The organism is Mesorhizobium loti CJ3sym, from assembly GCF_000472785.1.
Lineage (GTDB): Bacteria > Pseudomonadota > Alphaproteobacteria > Rhizobiales > Rhizobiaceae > Mesorhizobium > Mesorhizobium loti_E.
On the sequence record NZ_AXAL01000007.1, the window covers coordinates 189,994 to 207,541 of the forward strand.

17 protein-coding genes are annotated in these 17,548 nt (G+C 60.5%); all 17 read left to right on the forward strand.

What is annotated here, in order from left to right:
• The first annotated feature begins 191 nt into the window (after positions 1–191).
• The 17 genes from A3A9_RS0111285 to glpK all read left to right on the forward strand — a co-directional run bounded on the left by A3A9_RS0111285 (position 192) and on the right by glpK (position 17,480).
• Positions 192–815 carry a DsbA family protein gene (locus A3A9_RS0111285; RefSeq protein WP_027058887.1) on the forward strand — a complete coding sequence of 208 codons (624 nt, stop codon included), beginning with the start codon at positions 192–194 and terminating at the stop codon, positions 813–815.
• Positions 816–896: 81 nt separating this feature from the next.
• A complete protein-coding gene (locus A3A9_RS0111290; RefSeq protein WP_010909609.1) occupies positions 897–1,133 on the forward strand; it encodes an Lrp/AsnC family transcriptional regulator in 237 nt (78 codons plus the stop codon).
• A gap of 171 nt (positions 1,134–1,304) precedes the next feature.
• Complete coding sequence (locus A3A9_RS0111295; RefSeq protein WP_027058888.1) at positions 1,305–2,717, forward strand: circularly permuted type 2 ATP-grasp protein; 1,413 nt, start codon at positions 1,305–1,307, stop codon at positions 2,715–2,717.
• A 21-nt stretch (positions 2,718–2,738) separates the two neighbouring features.
• A complete protein-coding gene (locus A3A9_RS0111300; RefSeq protein ID WP_027058889.1) occupies positions 2,739–3,680 on the forward strand; it encodes an alpha-E domain-containing protein in 942 nt (313 codons plus the stop codon).
• A gap of 1 nt (position 3,681) precedes the next feature.
• Positions 3,682–4,476, forward strand: a complete 795-nt coding sequence (locus tag A3A9_RS0111305) for a transglutaminase family protein (RefSeq protein WP_027058890.1) — start codon at positions 3,682–3,684, stop codon at positions 4,474–4,476.
• Positions 4,477–4,507: 31 nt separating this feature from the next.
• Entirely contained in the window at positions 4,508–5,239 is a 732-nt protein-coding gene (locus A3A9_RS0111310) for a peptidase (protein ID WP_027058891.1), read from the forward strand.
• 91 nt (positions 5,240–5,330) lie between these two features.
• Entirely contained in the window at positions 5,331–6,746 is a 1,416-nt protein-coding gene (locus A3A9_RS0111315; RefSeq protein WP_027058892.1) for a pyridoxal phosphate-dependent decarboxylase family protein, read from the forward strand.
• Positions 6,747–6,800: 54 nt separating this feature from the next.
• Positions 6,801–7,205 (forward strand): hypothetical protein, encoded by a 405-nt coding sequence (locus A3A9_RS0111320; RefSeq protein ID WP_027058893.1) that lies wholly within the window; start codon positions 6,801–6,803, stop codon positions 7,203–7,205.
• A gap of 127 nt (positions 7,206–7,332) precedes the next feature.
• On the forward strand, positions 7,333–8,100 hold the full coding sequence (locus A3A9_RS0111325; RefSeq protein ID WP_027058894.1) for a DeoR/GlpR family DNA-binding transcription regulator: 768 nt from the start codon (positions 7,333–7,335) through the stop codon (positions 8,098–8,100).
• Positions 8,101–8,226: 126 nt separating this feature from the next.
• Positions 8,227–9,753, forward strand: a complete 1,527-nt coding sequence (gene glpD, locus A3A9_RS0111330) for a glycerol-3-phosphate dehydrogenase (protein ID WP_027058895.1) — start codon at positions 8,227–8,229, stop codon at positions 9,751–9,753.
• A 42-nt stretch (positions 9,754–9,795) separates the two neighbouring features.
• Positions 9,796–10,875, forward strand: a complete 1,080-nt coding sequence (locus A3A9_RS0111335) for an ABC transporter ATP-binding protein (RefSeq protein ID WP_027058896.1) — start codon at positions 9,796–9,798, stop codon at positions 10,873–10,875.
• A gap of 10 nt (positions 10,876–10,885) precedes the next feature.
• Entirely contained in the window at positions 10,886–11,953 is a 1,068-nt protein-coding gene (locus A3A9_RS0111340; RefSeq protein WP_027058897.1) for an ABC transporter ATP-binding protein, read from the forward strand.
• Positions 11,954–12,820, forward strand: a complete 867-nt coding sequence (locus tag A3A9_RS0111345; protein WP_027029082.1) for a carbohydrate ABC transporter permease — start codon at positions 11,954–11,956, stop codon at positions 12,818–12,820.
• A gap of 1 nt (position 12,821) precedes the next feature.
• Positions 12,822–13,739 (forward strand): carbohydrate ABC transporter permease, encoded by a 918-nt coding sequence (locus A3A9_RS0111350; RefSeq protein ID WP_027029081.1) that lies wholly within the window; start codon positions 12,822–12,824, stop codon positions 13,737–13,739.
• A gap of 67 nt (positions 13,740–13,806) precedes the next feature.
• Positions 13,807–14,094, forward strand: a complete 288-nt coding sequence (locus tag A3A9_RS0111355) for a DUF2160 domain-containing protein (RefSeq protein ID WP_027029080.1) — start codon at positions 13,807–13,809, stop codon at positions 14,092–14,094.
• 79 nt (positions 14,095–14,173) lie between these two features.
• Complete coding sequence (locus tag A3A9_RS0111360) at positions 14,174–15,898, forward strand: ABC transporter substrate-binding protein (RefSeq protein ID WP_027029079.1); 1,725 nt, start codon at positions 14,174–14,176, stop codon at positions 15,896–15,898.
• Positions 15,899–15,989: 91 nt separating this feature from the next.
• Positions 15,990–17,480 (forward strand): glycerol kinase GlpK, encoded by a 1,491-nt coding sequence (gene glpK, locus A3A9_RS0111365; protein WP_027058898.1) that lies wholly within the window; start codon positions 15,990–15,992, stop codon positions 17,478–17,480.
• Positions 17,481–17,548: the final 68 nt, after the last annotated feature.

Below are 17,548 nucleotides of genomic sequence, written 5' to 3' on the forward strand. Positions count from 1 at the left end.
GCCTGTCTCCGTTGTCCCTCGAAAGATGCCTCCGGAAAGCTGTTCCAGGCGACAACCTAACATACGCGCAACAGCGCTCCACGGTTTCAGCGACTGCCAATATTCGTCTCGCCGTGCTGGATTCCGTATGCTTAAGCTTCCGTTAAGGCAGGGCGTTCATCGTAGGCTGGGGGAGAGAGCGTGCAAAACCCATGGGACGAATGATTTTCACGCAGTCGGTTGATCGACGCTTCTTGCTGAAAGCTGCCGGCAGCCTTGTTGCCTTGGCACCGCTGCCGGCCTGGGCGAGGACGGCGCCGACGGTTACCGAAGTTGCCTTCGATCCGGCTGTACCGGCGCTCGGCAATCCCTCAGGCGACGTCACCATTGCGGAATTCGTCGACTACCAGTGCCCGGTGTGCAAGCTCGTCTTTGTCGAACTGAAGAAGCTAATGGCAGAGGATATTGGCATCCGGCTGGTGATGAAGGACTGGCCGATCTTCGGCGACATCTCGCGCGACGCGGCGCGGATGGCGTTGTCGGCCGGTGAGCACTATGCAGCCGCGGTGGATGCGCTGATGGCCAATGAACGTGGGCTTTCCGCGCATCGCACCGACGATATTCTCCGCGCGATCGGTGTCGATGTCGCCGGTGCACGCGCCGGCCTTGCCACCCGCCAGCCGGAGATCGACGCACTGCTCTCGCGCAACGATGCCCAGGCAACGGCCTTCAGGCTGCAGGGCACGCCGGCGCTGGTGATCGGTGGCAGGCTGTTCAAGCGCGGCATGCCGGTTGCGGAGCTGCGTGAGGCCGTGGCCAAGGCCCGCGCCGGCTAAGTGCGGATTCCAACGCTTGAAAGCCCGCCTCCAGTCTGCCAGAAGGGCCGCTTGGACTTGGACGTTTAGCGGGACGAAGCCATGAAGGCGTTTTTCGTGCAGATCAAATGCGAGCTGGGCAAATCCTATGAGGTCGCCAGCGCGCTTGCCGATGCCGAGATCGCCTCGGAAATCTACTCCACCGCCGGCAATTACGACCTGCTCGCCAAATTCTACGTCGATGACGAGGAGGATGTCGGCCACTTCGTCAACGAGAAGGTGCAGATTCTCCCTGGCATCAAGGATACGTTTACGGTCGTCACGTTTCGCGCCTTCTAGCCAGGCAACGTATCTGCCTGGGCGTCGGGCAAAGCCTGACCAAGGCTATGTTTCTCCTGCCTAAATTTTAGGCAGCCGAAACATACTGATCGCCCGCTTCCGCCAAATCGCCGATTGCGCTTGATTTTCTCCGGCGACGCCATTGAAATGGTGTCACAGGGGAGTATGCGATTGGCAGCGTTCGACGAAATGCTTCCGGAAGTCTCCGGATTGAGAAGACCGTATTCGGCTTATGACCGCTGGCTGAAGGAGCAGGATCCAGCCAGGCTTACCGAGAAGATGCAGGATGCCGAACGCGTCTTCCGCAAGACCGGCATCACCTTCGCCGTCTACGGTGAGCAGGAAGCCTCCGAACGGCTGATCCCGTTCGATATCGTTCCACGCATCATTTCAGGCAATGAGTGGCGGCGCCTGACGCAAGGCATCGAGCAGCGCGTTCAGGCCCTGAATGCCTTCCTAGACGATATCTACCATCGTCAGGAGATCCTGCGCGCCGGCCGCGTTCCCAGGGACCTGATTGCCAAGAACGAGGCTTTCCTGCCTGAGATGATCGGGGTGCGGCCGCCGGCCGGCGTCTACACCCACATCATCGGCGTCGATATCGTGCGCATCTCAGAGGACGAGTTTTATGTCCTGGAGGACAATGCGCGAACTCCGTCCGGTGTCTCCTACATGCTGGAGAACCGCGAGACGATGATGCAGCTGTTCCCCGAGCTGTTCCAGAAGATCAAGGTGCGGCCGGTGGAGAACTACCCGCAGCTGCTGCGCCAGTCGCTGGCGGCAGTGCGCCCGCAAAGCACCAAGGGCGCGCCGACGATCGCGGTGCTGACGCCCGGCAGTTTCAACTCCGCCTATTTCGAACACGCCTTCCTGGCCGACCAGATGGGCGTTCAACTGGTCGAGGGTCAGGATTTGCGCGTCGTCGACGGCCATGTCGCGATGCGCACGACCGAAGGCTACAAGCAGATCGACGTGCTTTACCGCCGCGTCGATGATTCATACCTCGACCCGCTGACCTTCCGGCCAGACTCAGCCCTTGGCATACCCGGGATCATGGATGTCTACCGCGCCGGCAACATCACCATCGCCAATGCGCCGGGCACCGGCATCGCCGACGACAAGGCAATCTATTCCTACATGCCGGAGATCATCGAATTCTATACCGGCCGCAAGGCGATCCTCGGCAACATCCCGACCTGGCGCTGTTCGGAGCTGGACAGTCTGAAATATGTGCTCGAGCACATCCACGAACTGGTGATCAAGGAAGTGCATGGTTCCGGCGGCTACGGCATGCTGGTCGGGCCGGCAGCGACCAAGAAGGAATGCGAGGCGTTCGCCAAGAAGCTGGCGGCAAAGCCTTCGAACTATATCGCCCAGCCGACACTGGCGCTGTCGACCTGTCCAATCTTGACGGAAAAGGGCCTGGCGCCGCGCCATGTCGACCTCAGGCCCTATGTGCTGGTCTCCGACCGCATCCAGATCGTGCCGGGCGGACTGACGCGCGTCGCGCTCAAGGAAGGCTCGCTGGTTGTGAATTCTTCGCAGGGTGGCGGCACGAAAGACACTTGGGTGTTGGATGATTGATTTTCATTTGAAGGGGTTTGGATGCTTTTAGGCCGGACCGCCAACGGGCTTTACTGGATGAACCGCTATATCGAGCGGGCGGAAAACATGGCGCGGCTGGTCGACGCCGGGCTGCGCATGGCGCTGACCCGCACCCAGAGCGCTTCGGAAGAGTGGAATTCGGTGCTGCTCAGCGCCGGCTCCGACGTCACCTTCAAGCAGAAGTATTCGGAATACACTGCAGCCAACGTGTCGGATTTCCTGCTGCGCGACACATCGAACCCGTCGAGCACGATGTCATCGATCGAGACGGCCCGCAACAATGCCCGCATGGTGCGTACCGCGCTGACACGCGAGACATGGGAAAGCATCAACGAAGCCTGGATGTCGTTGAAGCGGATGCTGGCACGACCCATCGACGAGCGCGATCTGCCAAGCGTCCTCGACGCGATCAAGCGCGAGACAGCGCTGATCCGCGGCTCGTTCTACGGCACCATGCTGCGCAACGAAATCTTCGACTTCTCTCAGCTCGGCACCTATGTCGAGCGCGCTGACAACACGGCGCGCATCCTCGACGTGAAATACTATGTGCTGTTGCCGTCGATCTCCTGGGTCGGCTCGACGCTCGACAATTATCAATGGGAATCGATCCTGCGCTCGGTGTCGGCGCATCGCTCCTACCGCTGGGTCTACGACGCCGAATACAAGCCGACGAACATCGCTGACTACCTTATCCTCAATGTGCGTATGCCGCGCTCGCTGACTTTCTGTTACCGCTTCCTGTCGGAACATCTGAAATTCCTCAGTGACGACTACGGCGAACATCATGCCTGCCACGCGACAGTCGAAAGGACACAGTCGATGCTGAGGGCAGGATCGATCAAGAACATATTCGACGCCGGCCTGCACGAATTCCTGGCCAATTTCATTCAAGACAATACCAAGCTCGGCGACGAGATCGCGCAAGATTACCGGTTTAATTGAAATGCGGCTGAAGATCACCCACCGGACCGAATACCGCTACGATGCGCCGGTGCAGTATCTGCTACAGCGGCTGCGGCTGCTTCCGGTCAGTGGATCGACGCAGACCGTCCTGTCCTGGGCGCTGACCATCGAGGGCGCGCGCGAAGAGGTTCGCTTTGTCGACCATTTCGGCAACGACACAAGGCTGTTGAGCGTCGAGGGCGAACGCGATTTCATCACGGTGGAAGCGGCTGGCGAAGTGGTGACACGCGACACCGCGGGCGTTTCCGGACCACACCAGGGTTTTACGCCGCTCTGGCTCTACAGTCATGAAACGCCATTGACGGCGATCGGCGATGGGGTTCGCGAACTCGCCGCATCGGTCGGCAAGGGAACCGATATTGAACGGCTTCACCGACTGATGGCTGTCATCGGCGAGCGGGTGATTTATACGCCCGGTACCACCAATGCGGCGACGCCGGCCGAGCAGGCCTTGGCGCTCAAGACCGGTGTCTGCCAGGACCACACCCATATCTTTGCTGCCGCGGCGCGCGCCATGGGCTTTCCGGCCCGTTACGTCAGCGGCTATCTGATGCTGGATGCGACGGTCGAACAGGCGGCAAGCCATGCCTGGGCCGAAGCCCACGTTGCGGGTCTGGGCTGGGTTGCCTTCGACGCCGCCAATGGCATTTCTCCCGACGAACGTTATGTAAAGGTGGCAACGGGCCGTGACTACCGCGACGCCACGCCGGTGTCGGGAATTCGACTGGGACAGGCGGAAGAACAACTTGCGGTCACCGTCACGGTAGAGCAGTAATCCGCCAAGGATTAGCGCCAGAAGAGATTCCATGACCTATTGCGTCGGCCTCAAGATCGATCGGGGGCTCGTGTTCATGTCGGACACGCGCACCAATGCGGGCATGGATTCGATCTCGACCTTCAAGAAGATGCATGTCTGGGAAGAGCCGGGTGAGCGCGTCATCGTCTTGATGTCGGCTGGCAATCTGGCGACGACACAGGCGGTGGTCAGCCTGCTCGAAGAGCGCACGAAAGCCGTGGCGGACCGCCGCGCCACACTGCTTGAAACGCCATCCATGTATCAGACGGTTCGGCTGGTCGGCGACACGGTCAAAGAGGTGATCGCGCATTCGTCGCCCGCCGGCGAGAAGGCCGATTCCTATTTCAACGCCTCCTTCATTCTGGGCGGCCAGATCAAGGGCAGCCCGCCACGGCTGTTCATGATCTATCCCGAGGGCAACTTTATCGAATCGACCGACGACACGCCGTTCTTCCAGATCGGCGAGACCAAGTACGGCAAGCCGATCATCATCCGCGCCTATGAGCGCACGATGAGCCTCGCCGAGACCGTGAAGCTGCTGCTGGTATCGTTCGATTCGACGCTGAAATCGAATCTTTCGGTCGGCTTGCCACTCGACCTGCTGTTCCTGGAAAAGGACGCTTTCAACGTCGGCCTGAAGAAGCGGATCGGCCAGGATGACCAATATTACCGCACGATCTCCGACGGTTGGTCGAATGCGTTGAAGACGGCCTTTGCCAGCCTGCCGGATTTCCCGGGGTAGGGCGGACAATCGGGGCCGCAGTTGCCTCATTGTATTTAACATGTTAATCAAAAATTCAACGGCTGGGCTTAGCGCCGCGCTGGGAGGACACATGGACAACGAGCAATTCCGCGACTGGTCAAGGCGCGCCGCCGACTGGGGCGCCGATTACCGCGCTGGCCTTCGCGATCGGCCTGTAAGACCTGTCATCACGCCGGGCGAAATTTTCAGGAGCATTGAAGCATCCCCGCCCGAAGACGCCGAACCGATGGAAAAGATCTTCGCCGACTTCGAAGACAAGATCGTACCGGGGATGACGCATTGGCAGCATCCGCGCTTCTTCGCCTATTTCCCGGCCAATGCGGCACCCGTCTCGGTGGTGGCCGAGTACCTGGTCTCGGCAATGGCTGCGCAATGCATGCTTTGGCAGACGTCGCCGGCGGCGACCGAACTCGAAACGCGCATCGTCGACTGGATGCGTCAGGCGCTCGGCCTGCCCGAAGGTTTTTCCGGGGCGATCCAGGATTCTGCGTCTTCGGCAACACTCAACGCCGTACTGACCATGCGCGAGCGTACACTCGACTGGCAAGGCAACAAAAAGGGACTGGCCGGGCAGGGGCGCTTGCGCATCTATTCCTCGGATCAGGTGCACACCTCGATCGACCGGGCGATCTGGGTTTCGGGCATCGGCGAGGACAATCTGGTGCGCATTCCGGTCTCCGGCCGTTTTCGCGCCATGGATACCGCAGCCCTGGAGGCAGCCATCATTGCTGACCGGAAAGCCGGGCTGCTGCCGGCTGGCATCATTGCTTGCGTTGGCGGCACCAGCACCGGCGGTACGGACGACATTGCGGCCGTCGCTGATGTCGCCAGGCGGCACGGCCTCTACCTCCATGTCGACGCGGCCTGGGCCGGATCGGCGATGATCTGTCCGGAATACCGACATTTCTGGACCGGTGTCGAAGGCGCTGATTCGATCGTCTTCAATCCGCACAAATGGCTCGGCGCGCAGTTCGACTGCTCGATCCAGTTCCTGCGCGATCCCGAAAGCCATGTCAGGACGCTGGCCATCAAGCCGGACTACCTCAGGACTCACGGCCATGACGGCATCATCAACTATTCTGAATGGTCGGTGCCGCTTGGCCGCCGCTTCCGCGCCTTGAAATTGTGGTTCCTGCTGCGTGCGCACGGACTGGAAAACCTGCGCACCATCATCCGCAACCATGTCGCATGGAGCGAGGGCCTTGCCGCACGGCTGGCAAGGGAGACGGATTTCGAGATCGTCAGCGAACCGATGCTGTCGCTGTTTTCGTTCAGGCACAAGGCGGCGCCAAGCGCTGACGCCGACGAGCACAATTTGCGGCTGGTCAATGCGATCAACGACGATGGCCGTATCTACCTGACGCAGACGAGGGTCGATGGCCATGTGGCAATCCGCTTTCAGGTCGGCCAGTTCGAGGCAACGGCGCAAGATGTCGATACTGCCTTCGATGTGATTTGCGAATGCGCAAGATCACTTGTCGCCTGACAACAAAACATGAGAACGGGGATCAGGGTCACCGCACTGCCTTAGAGGGCCAATGTGAGCGCGAATGGCGAGAAAACAACAGAAAGCCTGACAGGCATTTGGCACGGGCGATATTTTTATCCGCGCAGCCTGGAGCCGGTCTCGTTTGTTGCGACGCTGATCGAGACCGCTACAAGGCTCACAGGTGCAGTCCACGAACCCGCGTCTTCGCTGGATGGTTCGATGGTTTACGCGACTATACTGGGAGATTGCGCGGGGGCCATCGTCACGTTCGTCAAGACATATGACAACCTCAAACGGAACCCACATCCGGTTGAATATAGCGGTGTTCTGAATGGTGATGCCACGGAGATTGAGGGAACGTGGCGGATCAAGGGCTACTGGTCCGGCACGTTCCTGATGATACGTTCGCCCGGCAAGGCAGTCACCGTTTCCCGAAAAGCCGTCGAACAGGTCTGACGCACTCAGTCGGCATTGCACGGCGGTTTGCCTTTGCAATCAGGCGATTTCAATTAGCCGGCTTACACCTTCCCATCGCTTTCGTTTTCCGCTATAGACAAGAAAAACGAAAACGGGGAGGTTCTCAATGTATCTGTCGCCACGTCATGCCGAGATCATCCAGATGGCCAAGGACCATGGCCGCGTGCTGGTCGATGATCTGGCTAACCACTTCAACGTGACGCCGCAGACCATACGCAAGGACCTCAACGATCTCTGCGATCAGCGGCTGCTTTCGCGCATCCATGGTGGCGCATTGTTCCCGTCCGGTATCGAGAACATGGAGTATGAGGCCAGACGCAAGATCGCGGCGGACGAGAAGGAGGCAATCGGGCGCGCTGCGGCCAGGCTGATACCCGACAATGCCTCGCTGTTCATCAACATAGGCACCACGACGGAGTCGGTCAGCAAGGCGTTGCTCGACCATAGCGGCCTGATGGTCATCACCAATAACATCAATGTTGCCAACAGGATGCGCATTTATCCCTCGATCGAGGTGGTGATCGCCGGTGGGGTGGTGCGGGGTTCGGACGGTGGCGTCGTCGGCGAGGCGGCCGTCGATTTCATCAGGCAGTTCAAGGTCGACTACGCCGTGATCGGTGCCTCGGCCATCGACCATGACGGCGCCCTGCTCGATTTCGATTTCCGTGAGGTCAAGGTGGCGCAGGCGATCATTGCCAACGCCAGGCATGTGATTCTGGTTTCCGACCAGACCAAATTCGAACGGACGGCACCGGTGCGCATCGGCCACCTCTCCCAGGTCAACACTTTCATCACCGACCGTTGCGACATCCCGTCCGTGCGCAAGATCTGCCAGGAAGCAGAGGTTCAACTGATCGAGACATCGCTCGCCTAGGCGCCGTCACAGGCCTCTCACGGGTTTGTGATATTTCGTTTGACATTCGTTCTCATTTCGAAATAATTCCGCCACGGTTTCGTAAAAAGCCACAAATGGTGCAATGCGAAATCGTGGAGGAGTTCGGTGGACACATCTTCAGTCCGGGACATTTTCGTCATAGGGGGCGGAATCAACGGTTGCGGCATCGCCCGTGACGCCGTTGGGCGCGGTTTTTCTGTCTTTCTGGCCGAGATGAACGATCTCGCCAGCGGAACCTCCTCAGGCTCGACGAAGCTCATTCATGGCGGCCTGCGCTATCTCGAATTCTACGAATTCCGCCTTGTGCGCGAAGCGCTGATGGAGCGCGAGGTTCTGTGGAAGAACGCGCCGCACATCATCTGGCCGATGCGCTTTGTGCTGCCCTATGCCAAGGGCCTGCGTCCCGCCTGGCTGATCCGGCTCGGTTTGTTTCTCTACGACAATATTGGCGGTCGCAAATTGCTGCCGGCGACCAAGACGTTGGACATGACCAACGATCCGGCGGGCAAGCCTCTGAAGCCGCTGTTTAAAAAAGCTTTCGAGTATTCGGATGGTTGGGTCAATGACGCGCGGCTGGTCGCGCTTAACGCACGCGATGCCGCAGATCGGGGCGCGACGATCCGGACCCGCACGAAGGTTGTTGGCGCGCGCCGCGAAGGCGGCATCTGGACGATCAAGATCGAGAACCTGCAGAGCGGCGAGACCGAAGAGGTCAAGGCCCGGCTGCTGGTCAATGCCGCCGGACCGTGGGTCGATCATGTACTCTCCGGCGTCGTCGGCCTCAACGATGTGCACAATGTTCGCCTCGTGCAGGGCAGCCATATCGTCATCGCCAAGAAATTCGACGATCCGCGTGCCTATTTCTTCCAGAACAAGGATGGGCGCATCATCTTCGCCATCCCCTACGAGGATGAGTTCACGCTGATCGGTACCACCGACCAGGATTATCCCGGCGATCCGCACGACGTGAAGATCAGCGACACCGAGATCGATTATCTCTGTGCCGCGGCCAGCGAATACTTTGCGCAACCCGTCAAGCGCTCGGACATCGTCTGGACCTATTCGGCCGTGCGCCCGCTCTACGATGACGGCGCCTCCAAGGCACAGGAAGCGACGCGCGACTATGTGCTGAAGGCCGAGGGCGGCGAGGGCGCGGCCCCGATCGTCAATGCTTTCGGCGGCAAGATCACCACCTATCGCCGGCTGTCGGAATCGATGCTGGAAAAGATTGAAGGTTTCCTCGGCAAGCGCGGCAAGCCATGGACTTCCAATGCGCCGCTGCCGGGCGGCGACTTCCCGGCTACCGGTTTCGACGCGCAGGTTGCAAAGCTCAAGGCGGCCTATCCGTTTCTCGATGCCCGGCTCGCCCGCCGACTGACGCGGCTCTATGGGACGCGTGCCCAGGTTCTGCTCGGTCTCGCCAAGTCCAATGCCGATCTTGGCCGGGACTTCGGCGGCCACCTCTATGAGGCAGAGGTGCGCTATCTCATTGAAAACGAATGGGCTGTGACATCTGAAGATGTGCTGTGGCGCCGGACCAAGCGCGGCTTGCATCTCAGCCGCGAGCAGGTGGCGGCGCTTGATGAATTTATGCGCGGCATAAGCCGGCAGCATGTGGCGGCGGCCGAATGAAGAGGGTCTTGAGGTGATGCAGCAAGCCTGGGAGGAGGCGTCATGCTTGAACTGAGGAACGTCACCAAGACAGTTGGTGCGGTCGAGCACATCAGCGACGTGTCGCTGACGCTTCAGCACGGCTCGCTCAACGTTCTGCTTGGACCGACACTGTCCGGCAAGACCAGCTTGATGCGGCTCATGGCCGGTCTCGATGTGCCGACCTCCGGCTCGGTCTGGTTCGACGGCCAGGATGTCACCGGCACGCCGGTGCAGAAGCGCAAGATCGCGATGGTCTACCAGCAATTCATCAATTATCCGGCGATGACAGTTTATGAAAACATAGCCTCGCCGCTCAGGGTAGCCGGCGTCGAGCAGGCCAGGATCGACAGCCAGGTGCGCGAGGCCGCGGGACTGCTCAAGCTGACGCCTTATCTCGACCGCACGCCGCTCAGCCTGTCGGGCGGCCAGCAGCAGCGCACCGCGCTTGCCCGCGCCATCGTCAAGAATGCCAGCCTGGTGCTGCTCGACGAACCGCTGGCCAATCTCGACTACAAATTGCGCGAGGAGTTGCGGGCCGAACTGCCGAGGATCTTTGCCGCCGCCGGCACCATTTTCGTCTACGCCACCACCGAACCGCACGAGGCGCTGCTGCTCGGCGGCAACACGGCAACGCTGTCGGAAGGCCGCATCACCCAGTTCGGGTCGACCATCGACGTGTTTCGCAAGCCGATCGATCTGGTGACGGCGAGAACCTTCGCCGATCCGCCGCTCAACACTATCGTGCTGGCCAAGAAGGGCGCCGACTTCCTGCTTGAAGGCGGGGTCAAGCTGCCGGTGCCCGCGGAACTCGTCGGCATAGCCGACGGCAACTATACGGTCGGCTTCCAGCCGCACCATCTCTCGCTCGAACGGCCCAATGCCTCCGCCGTGCCGGTGCGGGCCAAGGTCACGATCACCGAGATAACGGGGTCGGAGAGTTTCATCCATCTCGACTTCGCCGACGTCCGCTGGGTCATGCTGACTCACGGCATCCGCGATTTCGAGACCGACGAAGTGATCGAGGTGTTCATCGACCCGCGTCACATCATGGTCTTCGACGGGCAAGGCCGCGCCGTCAGCGCGCCGAAGCTAGCGGCATAGGGAGCAAGCCATGGCGCGCATCGACGTCAATCATGTCAGGCATTCCTATCTGCCGAACCCGCAGAAGGATGCGGATTTCGCGCTCCGGGAAGTGCATCACACTTTCGAGGATGGCGGCGCCTATGCGCTGCTCGGGCCGTCAGGCTGCGGCAAGACCACGCTGCTCAACATCATTTCGGGTCTGCTGCATCCCTCGCACGGCCAGCTGCTGTTCAACAGCAGGGATGTAACCAATCTGTCGACGCAGGAACGCAACATCGCGCAGGTGTTCCAGTTCCCGGTCATCTACGACACCATGACCGTCTACGACAATCTGGCCTTCCCGCTGCGCAATCGCGGCGTGCCGGAGGCAGACGTCGATCGCAAGGTGCGCGAGACGCTGGAGATGATCGACCTGGCGTCCTGGGCCAGGAAGAAGGCGAGGGGCCTGACCGCCGACCAGAAGCAGAAGATCTCGCTCGGTCGCGGCCTGGTGCGCTCCGACGTCAACGCCATCCTCTTCGACGAGCCGCTGACCGTCATCGACCCGCATATGAAGTGGGTGCTGCGTTCGCAATTGAAGCAGCTCCACCGCCGCTTCGGCTACACCATGGTCTATGTCACGCACGACCAGACCGAAGCGCTGACCTTCGCCGACCAGGTTGTGGTGATGTATGATGGCGGCATCGTCCAGATCGGCACGCCGGCGGAACTGTTCGAGCGGCCGCGCCACACCTTTGTCGGTTATTTCATCGGTTCGCCAGGGATGAACGTCATGCCGGTGGCGATCGAGGGCAAGACGGCAACGCTCGGCTCGCAGCGGATCGAGTTGCCGGGCGCTCCGAAGACGGCCAACGGCGCTGTCGAGCTCGGCATCCGCCCCGAATATATCAGGCTCGGCCGCGAGGGCATGGCCGTATCGATAAGCAAGGTCGAGGATGTCGGCCGCCACAAGGTGGTGCGCGCCAAACTGGAAGGCCGCGACATCGCGGCCGTCATCGGCGAGGACGAGACCGTTCCGGCTGAGCCGAAGGTACGCTTCGATCCGGCGGGCATCAACATCTATGCCGATTCCTGGCGTGTCGAGATGGGGGCATAGATGGACAAGACCTGGAACAACAAGGCCTGGTTCCTCGTGCTGCCGGTTCTGGTGCTGGTGGCCTTCACCGCCGTCATCCCGCTGATGACGGTCGTCAACTATTCGGTGCAGGACACGTTCGGCAACAATGTCTTCACCTGGGCCGGCACCGAATGGTTCGAGGAGTTGCTGTCGTCCAGCCGCTTCTGGGAAGCGATGGTCCGCAACCTGACCTTCTCCTTCATCATCCTAGCGATCGAAGTGCCCCTTGGCATCTTCATCGCGCTCAATATGCCAAAAAAAGGCTGGGGCGTGCCGGTTTGCCTCGTCCTGATGTCGCTGCCGCTGCTGATCCCGTGGAACGTCGTCGGCACGATCTGGCAGGTGTTCGGCCGCAACGACATCGGGCTCATGGGCTATTACCTCAACGCGATCGGTATCGACTACAACTATGTGCAGGATCCCTTCGACGCCTGGGTGACGATCATCATCATGGATGTCTGGCACTGGACCAGCCTCGTCGTGCTGCTCTGCTATGCCGGCTTGGTCTCGATCCCGGATGCCTTCTACCAGGCAGCCAAAATCGACGGTGCCTCGCGCTGGGCGGTGTTCCGCTACATCCAGCTGCCGAAGATGCAGCGCGTGCTTCTGATCGCCGTGCTGCTGCGCTTCATGGACTCATTCATGATCTACACCGAACCCTTCGTCGTCACCGGTGGTGGCCCTGGTAACTCGACGACGTTCCTGTCCATCGACCTGGTCAAGACCGCCCTCGGCCAGTTTGACCTCGGTCCGGCGGCGGCGATGTCGCTGGTCTACTTCCTCATCATCCTGTTGTTGTCATGGGTGTTCTACACCGTGATGACTAATTACGACGCGGAGCGCTGAAATGGCCGGCGCCAATGAACGAACCGAGCGCAATGCGATGAACGGGACCGCCTCGGAAGGTCTCGCCAGTACGCTGTCGCAAAGCGATCTCGACAGGCGCATGCGCCGGCGGGGCGAGGAATCGCGCTGGTGGTGGATCGTGCCGACGCTCTACATCATCGTGCTCTTGCTGCCGATCTACTGGCTCATCAACATGAGCTTCAAGACCAATGCGGAGATCGTCAATTCGCTGACGCTCTACCCGCATCAGCCTACGATCGCCAACTATGTCACCATCTTCACCGAGAAGGTCTGGTATTCCGGCTATATCAATTCGATCACCTATGTGGTCATGAACATGGTGATTTCGGTGTCCGTGGCGCTGCCGGCGGCTTACGCGTTCTCGCGCTACCGCTTCCTTGGTGACAAGCATCTGTTCTTCTGGCTTTTGACCAACCGCATGGCGCCGCCAGCGGTGTTCGCGCTGCCATTCTTCCAGCTCTACTCGGCCTTCGGCCTGATCGACACACACATCGCGGTGGCGCTCGCCCACTGCCTGTTCAACGTGCCGCTGGCAGTGTGGATCCTCGAAGGCTTCATGTCGGGCGTGCCGAAGGAGATCGACGAGACCGCCTATATCGACGGCTATTCGTTCCCGCGCTTCTTCCTGAAAATCTTCATGCCGCTGATCGCCAGCGGCATCGGCGTCGCCTGCTTCTTCTGCTTCATGTTTTCATGGGTGGAACTGCTGATCGCCCGTACGCTGACCACGACCGATGCCAAGCCGATCGCCGCAACCATGACCCGCACTGTATCGGCTTCCGGCATGGATTGGGGACTGCTGGCCGCCGCAGGGGTGCTGACGCTGATCCCAGGCGCGCTCGTGATCTGGTTCGTGCGCAACTACATCGCCAAGGGCTTCGCCCTAGGGAGGGTATAATGAAACGAACGCAAGAGTTCGTTCGCAACGCCATCTTCAAGGGCTTCGCCCTAGGGAGGGTGTGATCATGAACTTCGACTTCTCCTGGATGGCATGGACCTGGCCGACGGCCGCTTTTTTTGCCGTCATCGCCCTGCTGCTGGTCGGCATGGGTGCTTGGGAATACGCCTCGCCGGGCGGCAATCCGCGCGTCGGCGTGCTGCGCTTCGAAACAACGCGCGGCGACCGCCTGTTCCTATCGCTGCTCGGCAGCGCTTTTATCCATCTCGCTTGGCTGGGTCTTGTCGGACCGAGCCTCTGGTGGGCTCTCGCTCTCTCCGTGGTCTACGCCATCGGCGTGTTCCGGTACGTATAGAGGGAGAAACTGTTGGAGCGGCAGCGTGCCGGCCGCCGCTCCAGATCGCACTTGAAACCTGAAACAGTGGAGGAAACACATGCGACGGCAATTTCTAACATCAACAACGGCCCTTGTCCTGTTGCTCGGCGTAGGCAATGCCTATGCAGGGATGGACGAGGCAAAAGCCTTTCTGGACAAGGAGATAGGCGGCGTGTCGACGCTTTCCCGCGCCGACCAGGAAAAGCAAATGCAGTGGTTTATCGACGCTGCCAAGCCCTTCGCCGGAATGGATATCAAGGTGGTCTCGGAAACCCTGACGACCCACAAGTATGAATCAGAGGTGCTGGCACCGGCCTTTACCGCCATCACCGGCATCAAGGTCACGCATGACGTCATCCAGGAAGGCGACGTCGTCGAAAAAATCCAGACCCAGATGCAGACCGGCCAGAACATCTATGACGGCTGGGTCAACGATTCCGATCTGATCGGCACCCACTGGCGCTACCAGCAGGTGCGCAACCTGACCGACTGGATGGCGGGCGAAGGCAAGGACGTTACCGATCCGATGCTCGATGTCGACGACTTCATCGGCACCAAGTTCACCACCGCGCCGGACAAGAAGCTCTACCAGCTGCCGGACCAGCAGTTCGCGAACCTCTACTGGTTCCGTTATGACTGGTTCAACGACGAGAAGAACAAGGCCGACTTCAAGGCCAAGTACGGCTACGATCTCGGCGTGCCGGTCAACTGGTCGGCATATGAGGACATTGCCGAATTCTTCACGGGCCGTGACGTCAACGGCAAGAAGGTCTATGGCCACATGGACTACGGCAAGAAAGATCCGTCGCTCGGCTGGCGCTTCACCGACGCCTGGCTGTCGATGGCCGGTAACGGCGACAAGGGCCTGCCGAACGGCCTGCCGGTCGACGAATGGGGCATCAAGGTCGATGCGAATTCTCGGCCTGTCGGCTCGTGCACCGCGCGCGGCGGCGACACCAATGGACCAGCATCGGTCTATGCCATCCAGAAATATCTTGATTGGCTGAAAGCCTATGCGCCGCCGGAAGCCCAGGGCATGACCTTCTCCGAATCCGGCCCCGTGCCGTCGCAAGGCAATGTTGCCCAGCAGATCTTCTGGTACACCGCGTTCACCGCCGACATGGTCAAGCCCGGCCTGCCGGTCATGAACGACGACGGTACGCCGAAGTGGCGCATGGCGCCGTCTCCGCACGGCTCCTACTGGAAGGACGGCATGAAGCTCGGCTATCAGGACGTCGGTTCCTGGACGCTGATGAAGTCGACGCCGACCGACCGCGCCAAGGCCGCCTGGCTCTATGCGCAGTTCGTCACCTCGAAGACCGTCGACGTGAAGAAGAGCCAGGTTGGCCTGACCTTCATTCGCGACTCCACCATCCATGACAAGAGCTTCACCGAACGTGCGCCGAAGCTCGGCGGTCTGATCGAGTTCTACCGCTCGCCGGCCCGTGTGCAGTGGACGCCGACCGGTACCAACGTGCCGGACTATCCGAAGCTGGCGCAGCTCTGGTGGCAGAACATCGGTGACGCATCTTCGGGTGCCAAGACACCGCAGGAAGCCATGGATTCGCTCTGCGCCGATCAGGAAAAAGTCATGGCCCGTATCGAGAAATCCGGTGTCCAGGGCGACATCGGACCGAAGATGGCCGAAGAGCATGACCTTGCCTACTGGAACGCCGACGCGGTCAAGGGCGGCAATCTGGCGCCTCAGCTGAAGCTCGAGAAGGAGAAGGACAAGCCGATCACCATCAACTACGACGAGCTGGTCAAGAGCTGGCAGAAGTAAGACTGTCTATGCGGGCGTTCGCGCCCGTGTGAAATTGGGGAGGCGGCGCGTTGCCGTCTCCCTTCTTTGTATCGAGGCGGAGGATGCGGGAATGAGTGGTTTTGTGCTGGCGATCGACCAGGGAACGACATCGACCCGAGCGATCCTGTTCGATGGCCAGATGAAAGTCGTGGGCAGCGGGCAGCAGGAATTCGCCCAACACTATCCGGCCTCGGGCTGGGTCGAGCACGATCCGGAAGAAATCTGGGCAAGTGTTCTGACGACCGTGAAGGCCGCGTTGAAGAAGGCAGGTCGTGACGCCTCCGAAGTGGCCGCCATCGGCATCACCAATCAACGCGAGACCGTCGTCATCTGGGACAGAGCGACAGGCAAGCCGATCCACAACGCCATCGTCTGGCAGGATCGGCGCACCGCGCCGCTCTGCCAGAAACTGAAGAAGCAGGGCCTGGAAAAGAAATTCACCCGCAAGACAGGGTTGCTGCTCGATCCTTATTTTTCCGGCACCAAGATCGCCTGGATGCTCGACAAGGTGAAGGGCGCCAGGAACCGCGCCGAGAAGGGCGAATTGCTCGCCGGTACCATCGACAGTTTTCTGATCTGGCGGCTGACTGGCGGCAAGGTTCACGCCACCGATGCCACCAATGCCTCGCGCACGCTGGTCTACAACATCGAGAAAAACGCCTGGGACGATGAGCTTCTGGGCATTCTCAACATCCCGGCTAGAATGCTTCCCGAGGTAAAGGATTGCGCCGATGATTATGGAATCACGGAGAAAAGTCTGTTTGGCGCGGAGATAAGGATCCTTGGCGTTGCCGGTGATCAGCATGCCGCCACCATCGGTCAGGCCTGCTTTGAGCCAGGCATGATGAAATCGACCTATGGCACTGGCTGCTTCGCGCTGCTCAACACCGGCACGGATCTCGTGCGCTCCAAGAACCGGCTGCTGACGACCATTGCTTATAGGCTGAATGGCAAGACCACCTATGCGCTGGAGGGCTCGATCTTCATTGCCGGGGCTGCCGTGCAATGGCTGCGTGATGGTATCAAGGTGATCAGCAAGGCCGAGCAGAGCGGCAAACTGGCTGCCGAGGCTGATCCGACGCAGAATGTCTATCTGGTGCCAGCCTTTGTCGGTCTCGGCGCGCCGCATTGGGATGCGGAGGCACGCGGCGCGATCTTCGGGCTGACCCGCAATTCCGGACCGGCCGAATTTGCCCGCGCCGCCCTGGAGGCCGTCGCCTACCAGACACGCGACCTGCTCGACGCCATGCGCAAGGACTGGAAGGGGGCTTCGGCCAGGACAGTGCTCAGGGTCGATGGCGGCATGGTGGCGTCCGACTGGACCATGCAACGGCTGGCCGACATTCTCGACGCGCCGGTCGATCGCCCGACCATTCTGGAGACGACGGCGCTGGGTGCGGCCTGGCTTGCTGGCTCAAAGGCGGGTGTGTGGCCGAAGGCACGAGAGTTCGCGAAAAGCTGGGCATTGGAGCGGCGGTTCCAGCCGGAGATGGAAGGCGCCGACCGTGCAGCGAAACTCGCAGGCTGGCGCGACGCCGTGCGCAGGACCTTGAGCGCATAAGAAAGACCCGCGCCGTTTCCGACGCGGGTCCCTTACTCACACTTGTTGTCTACTGATACTCACCCTTG

What these genes read in the sequence shown, in the direction of transcription:
- A3A9_RS0111335 (WP_027058896.1), top strand. Translation starts at nt 9,796, where the DNA reads ATGCTTGAACTGAGGAACGTCACCAAGACAGTTGGTGCGGTCGAGCAC.
- A3A9_RS0111355 (WP_027029080.1), top strand. Translation starts at nt 13,807, where the DNA reads ATGAACTTCGACTTCTCCTGGATGGCATGGACCTGGCCGACGGCCGCT.
- A3A9_RS0111300 (WP_027058889.1), top strand. Translation starts at nt 2,739, where the DNA reads ATGCTTTTAGGCCGGACCGCCAACGGGCTTTACTGGATGAACCGCTAT.
- A3A9_RS0111290 (WP_010909609.1), top strand. Translation starts at nt 897, where the DNA reads ATGAAGGCGTTTTTCGTGCAGATCAAATGCGAGCTGGGCAAATCCTAT.
- A3A9_RS0111305 (WP_027058890.1), top strand. Translation starts at nt 3,682, where the DNA reads ATGCGGCTGAAGATCACCCACCGGACCGAATACCGCTACGATGCGCCG.
- A3A9_RS0111360 (WP_027029079.1), top strand. Translation starts at nt 14,174, where the DNA reads ATGCGACGGCAATTTCTAACATCAACAACGGCCCTTGTCCTGTTGCTC.
- A3A9_RS0111315 (WP_027058892.1), top strand. Translation starts at nt 5,331, where the DNA reads ATGGACAACGAGCAATTCCGCGACTGGTCAAGGCGCGCCGCCGACTGG.
- A3A9_RS0111340 (WP_027058897.1), top strand. Translation starts at nt 10,886, where the DNA reads ATGGCGCGCATCGACGTCAATCATGTCAGGCATTCCTATCTGCCGAAC.
- A3A9_RS0111350 (WP_027029081.1), top strand. Translation starts at nt 12,822, where the DNA reads ATGGCCGGCGCCAATGAACGAACCGAGCGCAATGCGATGAACGGGACC.
- A3A9_RS0111310 (WP_027058891.1), top strand. Translation starts at nt 4,508, where the DNA reads ATGACCTATTGCGTCGGCCTCAAGATCGATCGGGGGCTCGTGTTCATG.
- glpK (WP_027058898.1), top strand. Translation starts at nt 15,990, where the DNA reads ATGAGTGGTTTTGTGCTGGCGATCGACCAGGGAACGACATCGACCCGA.
- A3A9_RS0111325 (WP_027058894.1), top strand. Translation starts at nt 7,333, where the DNA reads ATGTATCTGTCGCCACGTCATGCCGAGATCATCCAGATGGCCAAGGAC.
- A3A9_RS0111345 (WP_027029082.1), top strand. Translation starts at nt 11,954, where the DNA reads ATGGACAAGACCTGGAACAACAAGGCCTGGTTCCTCGTGCTGCCGGTT.
- A3A9_RS0111285 (WP_027058887.1), top strand. Translation starts at nt 192, where the DNA reads ATGGGACGAATGATTTTCACGCAGTCGGTTGATCGACGCTTCTTGCTG.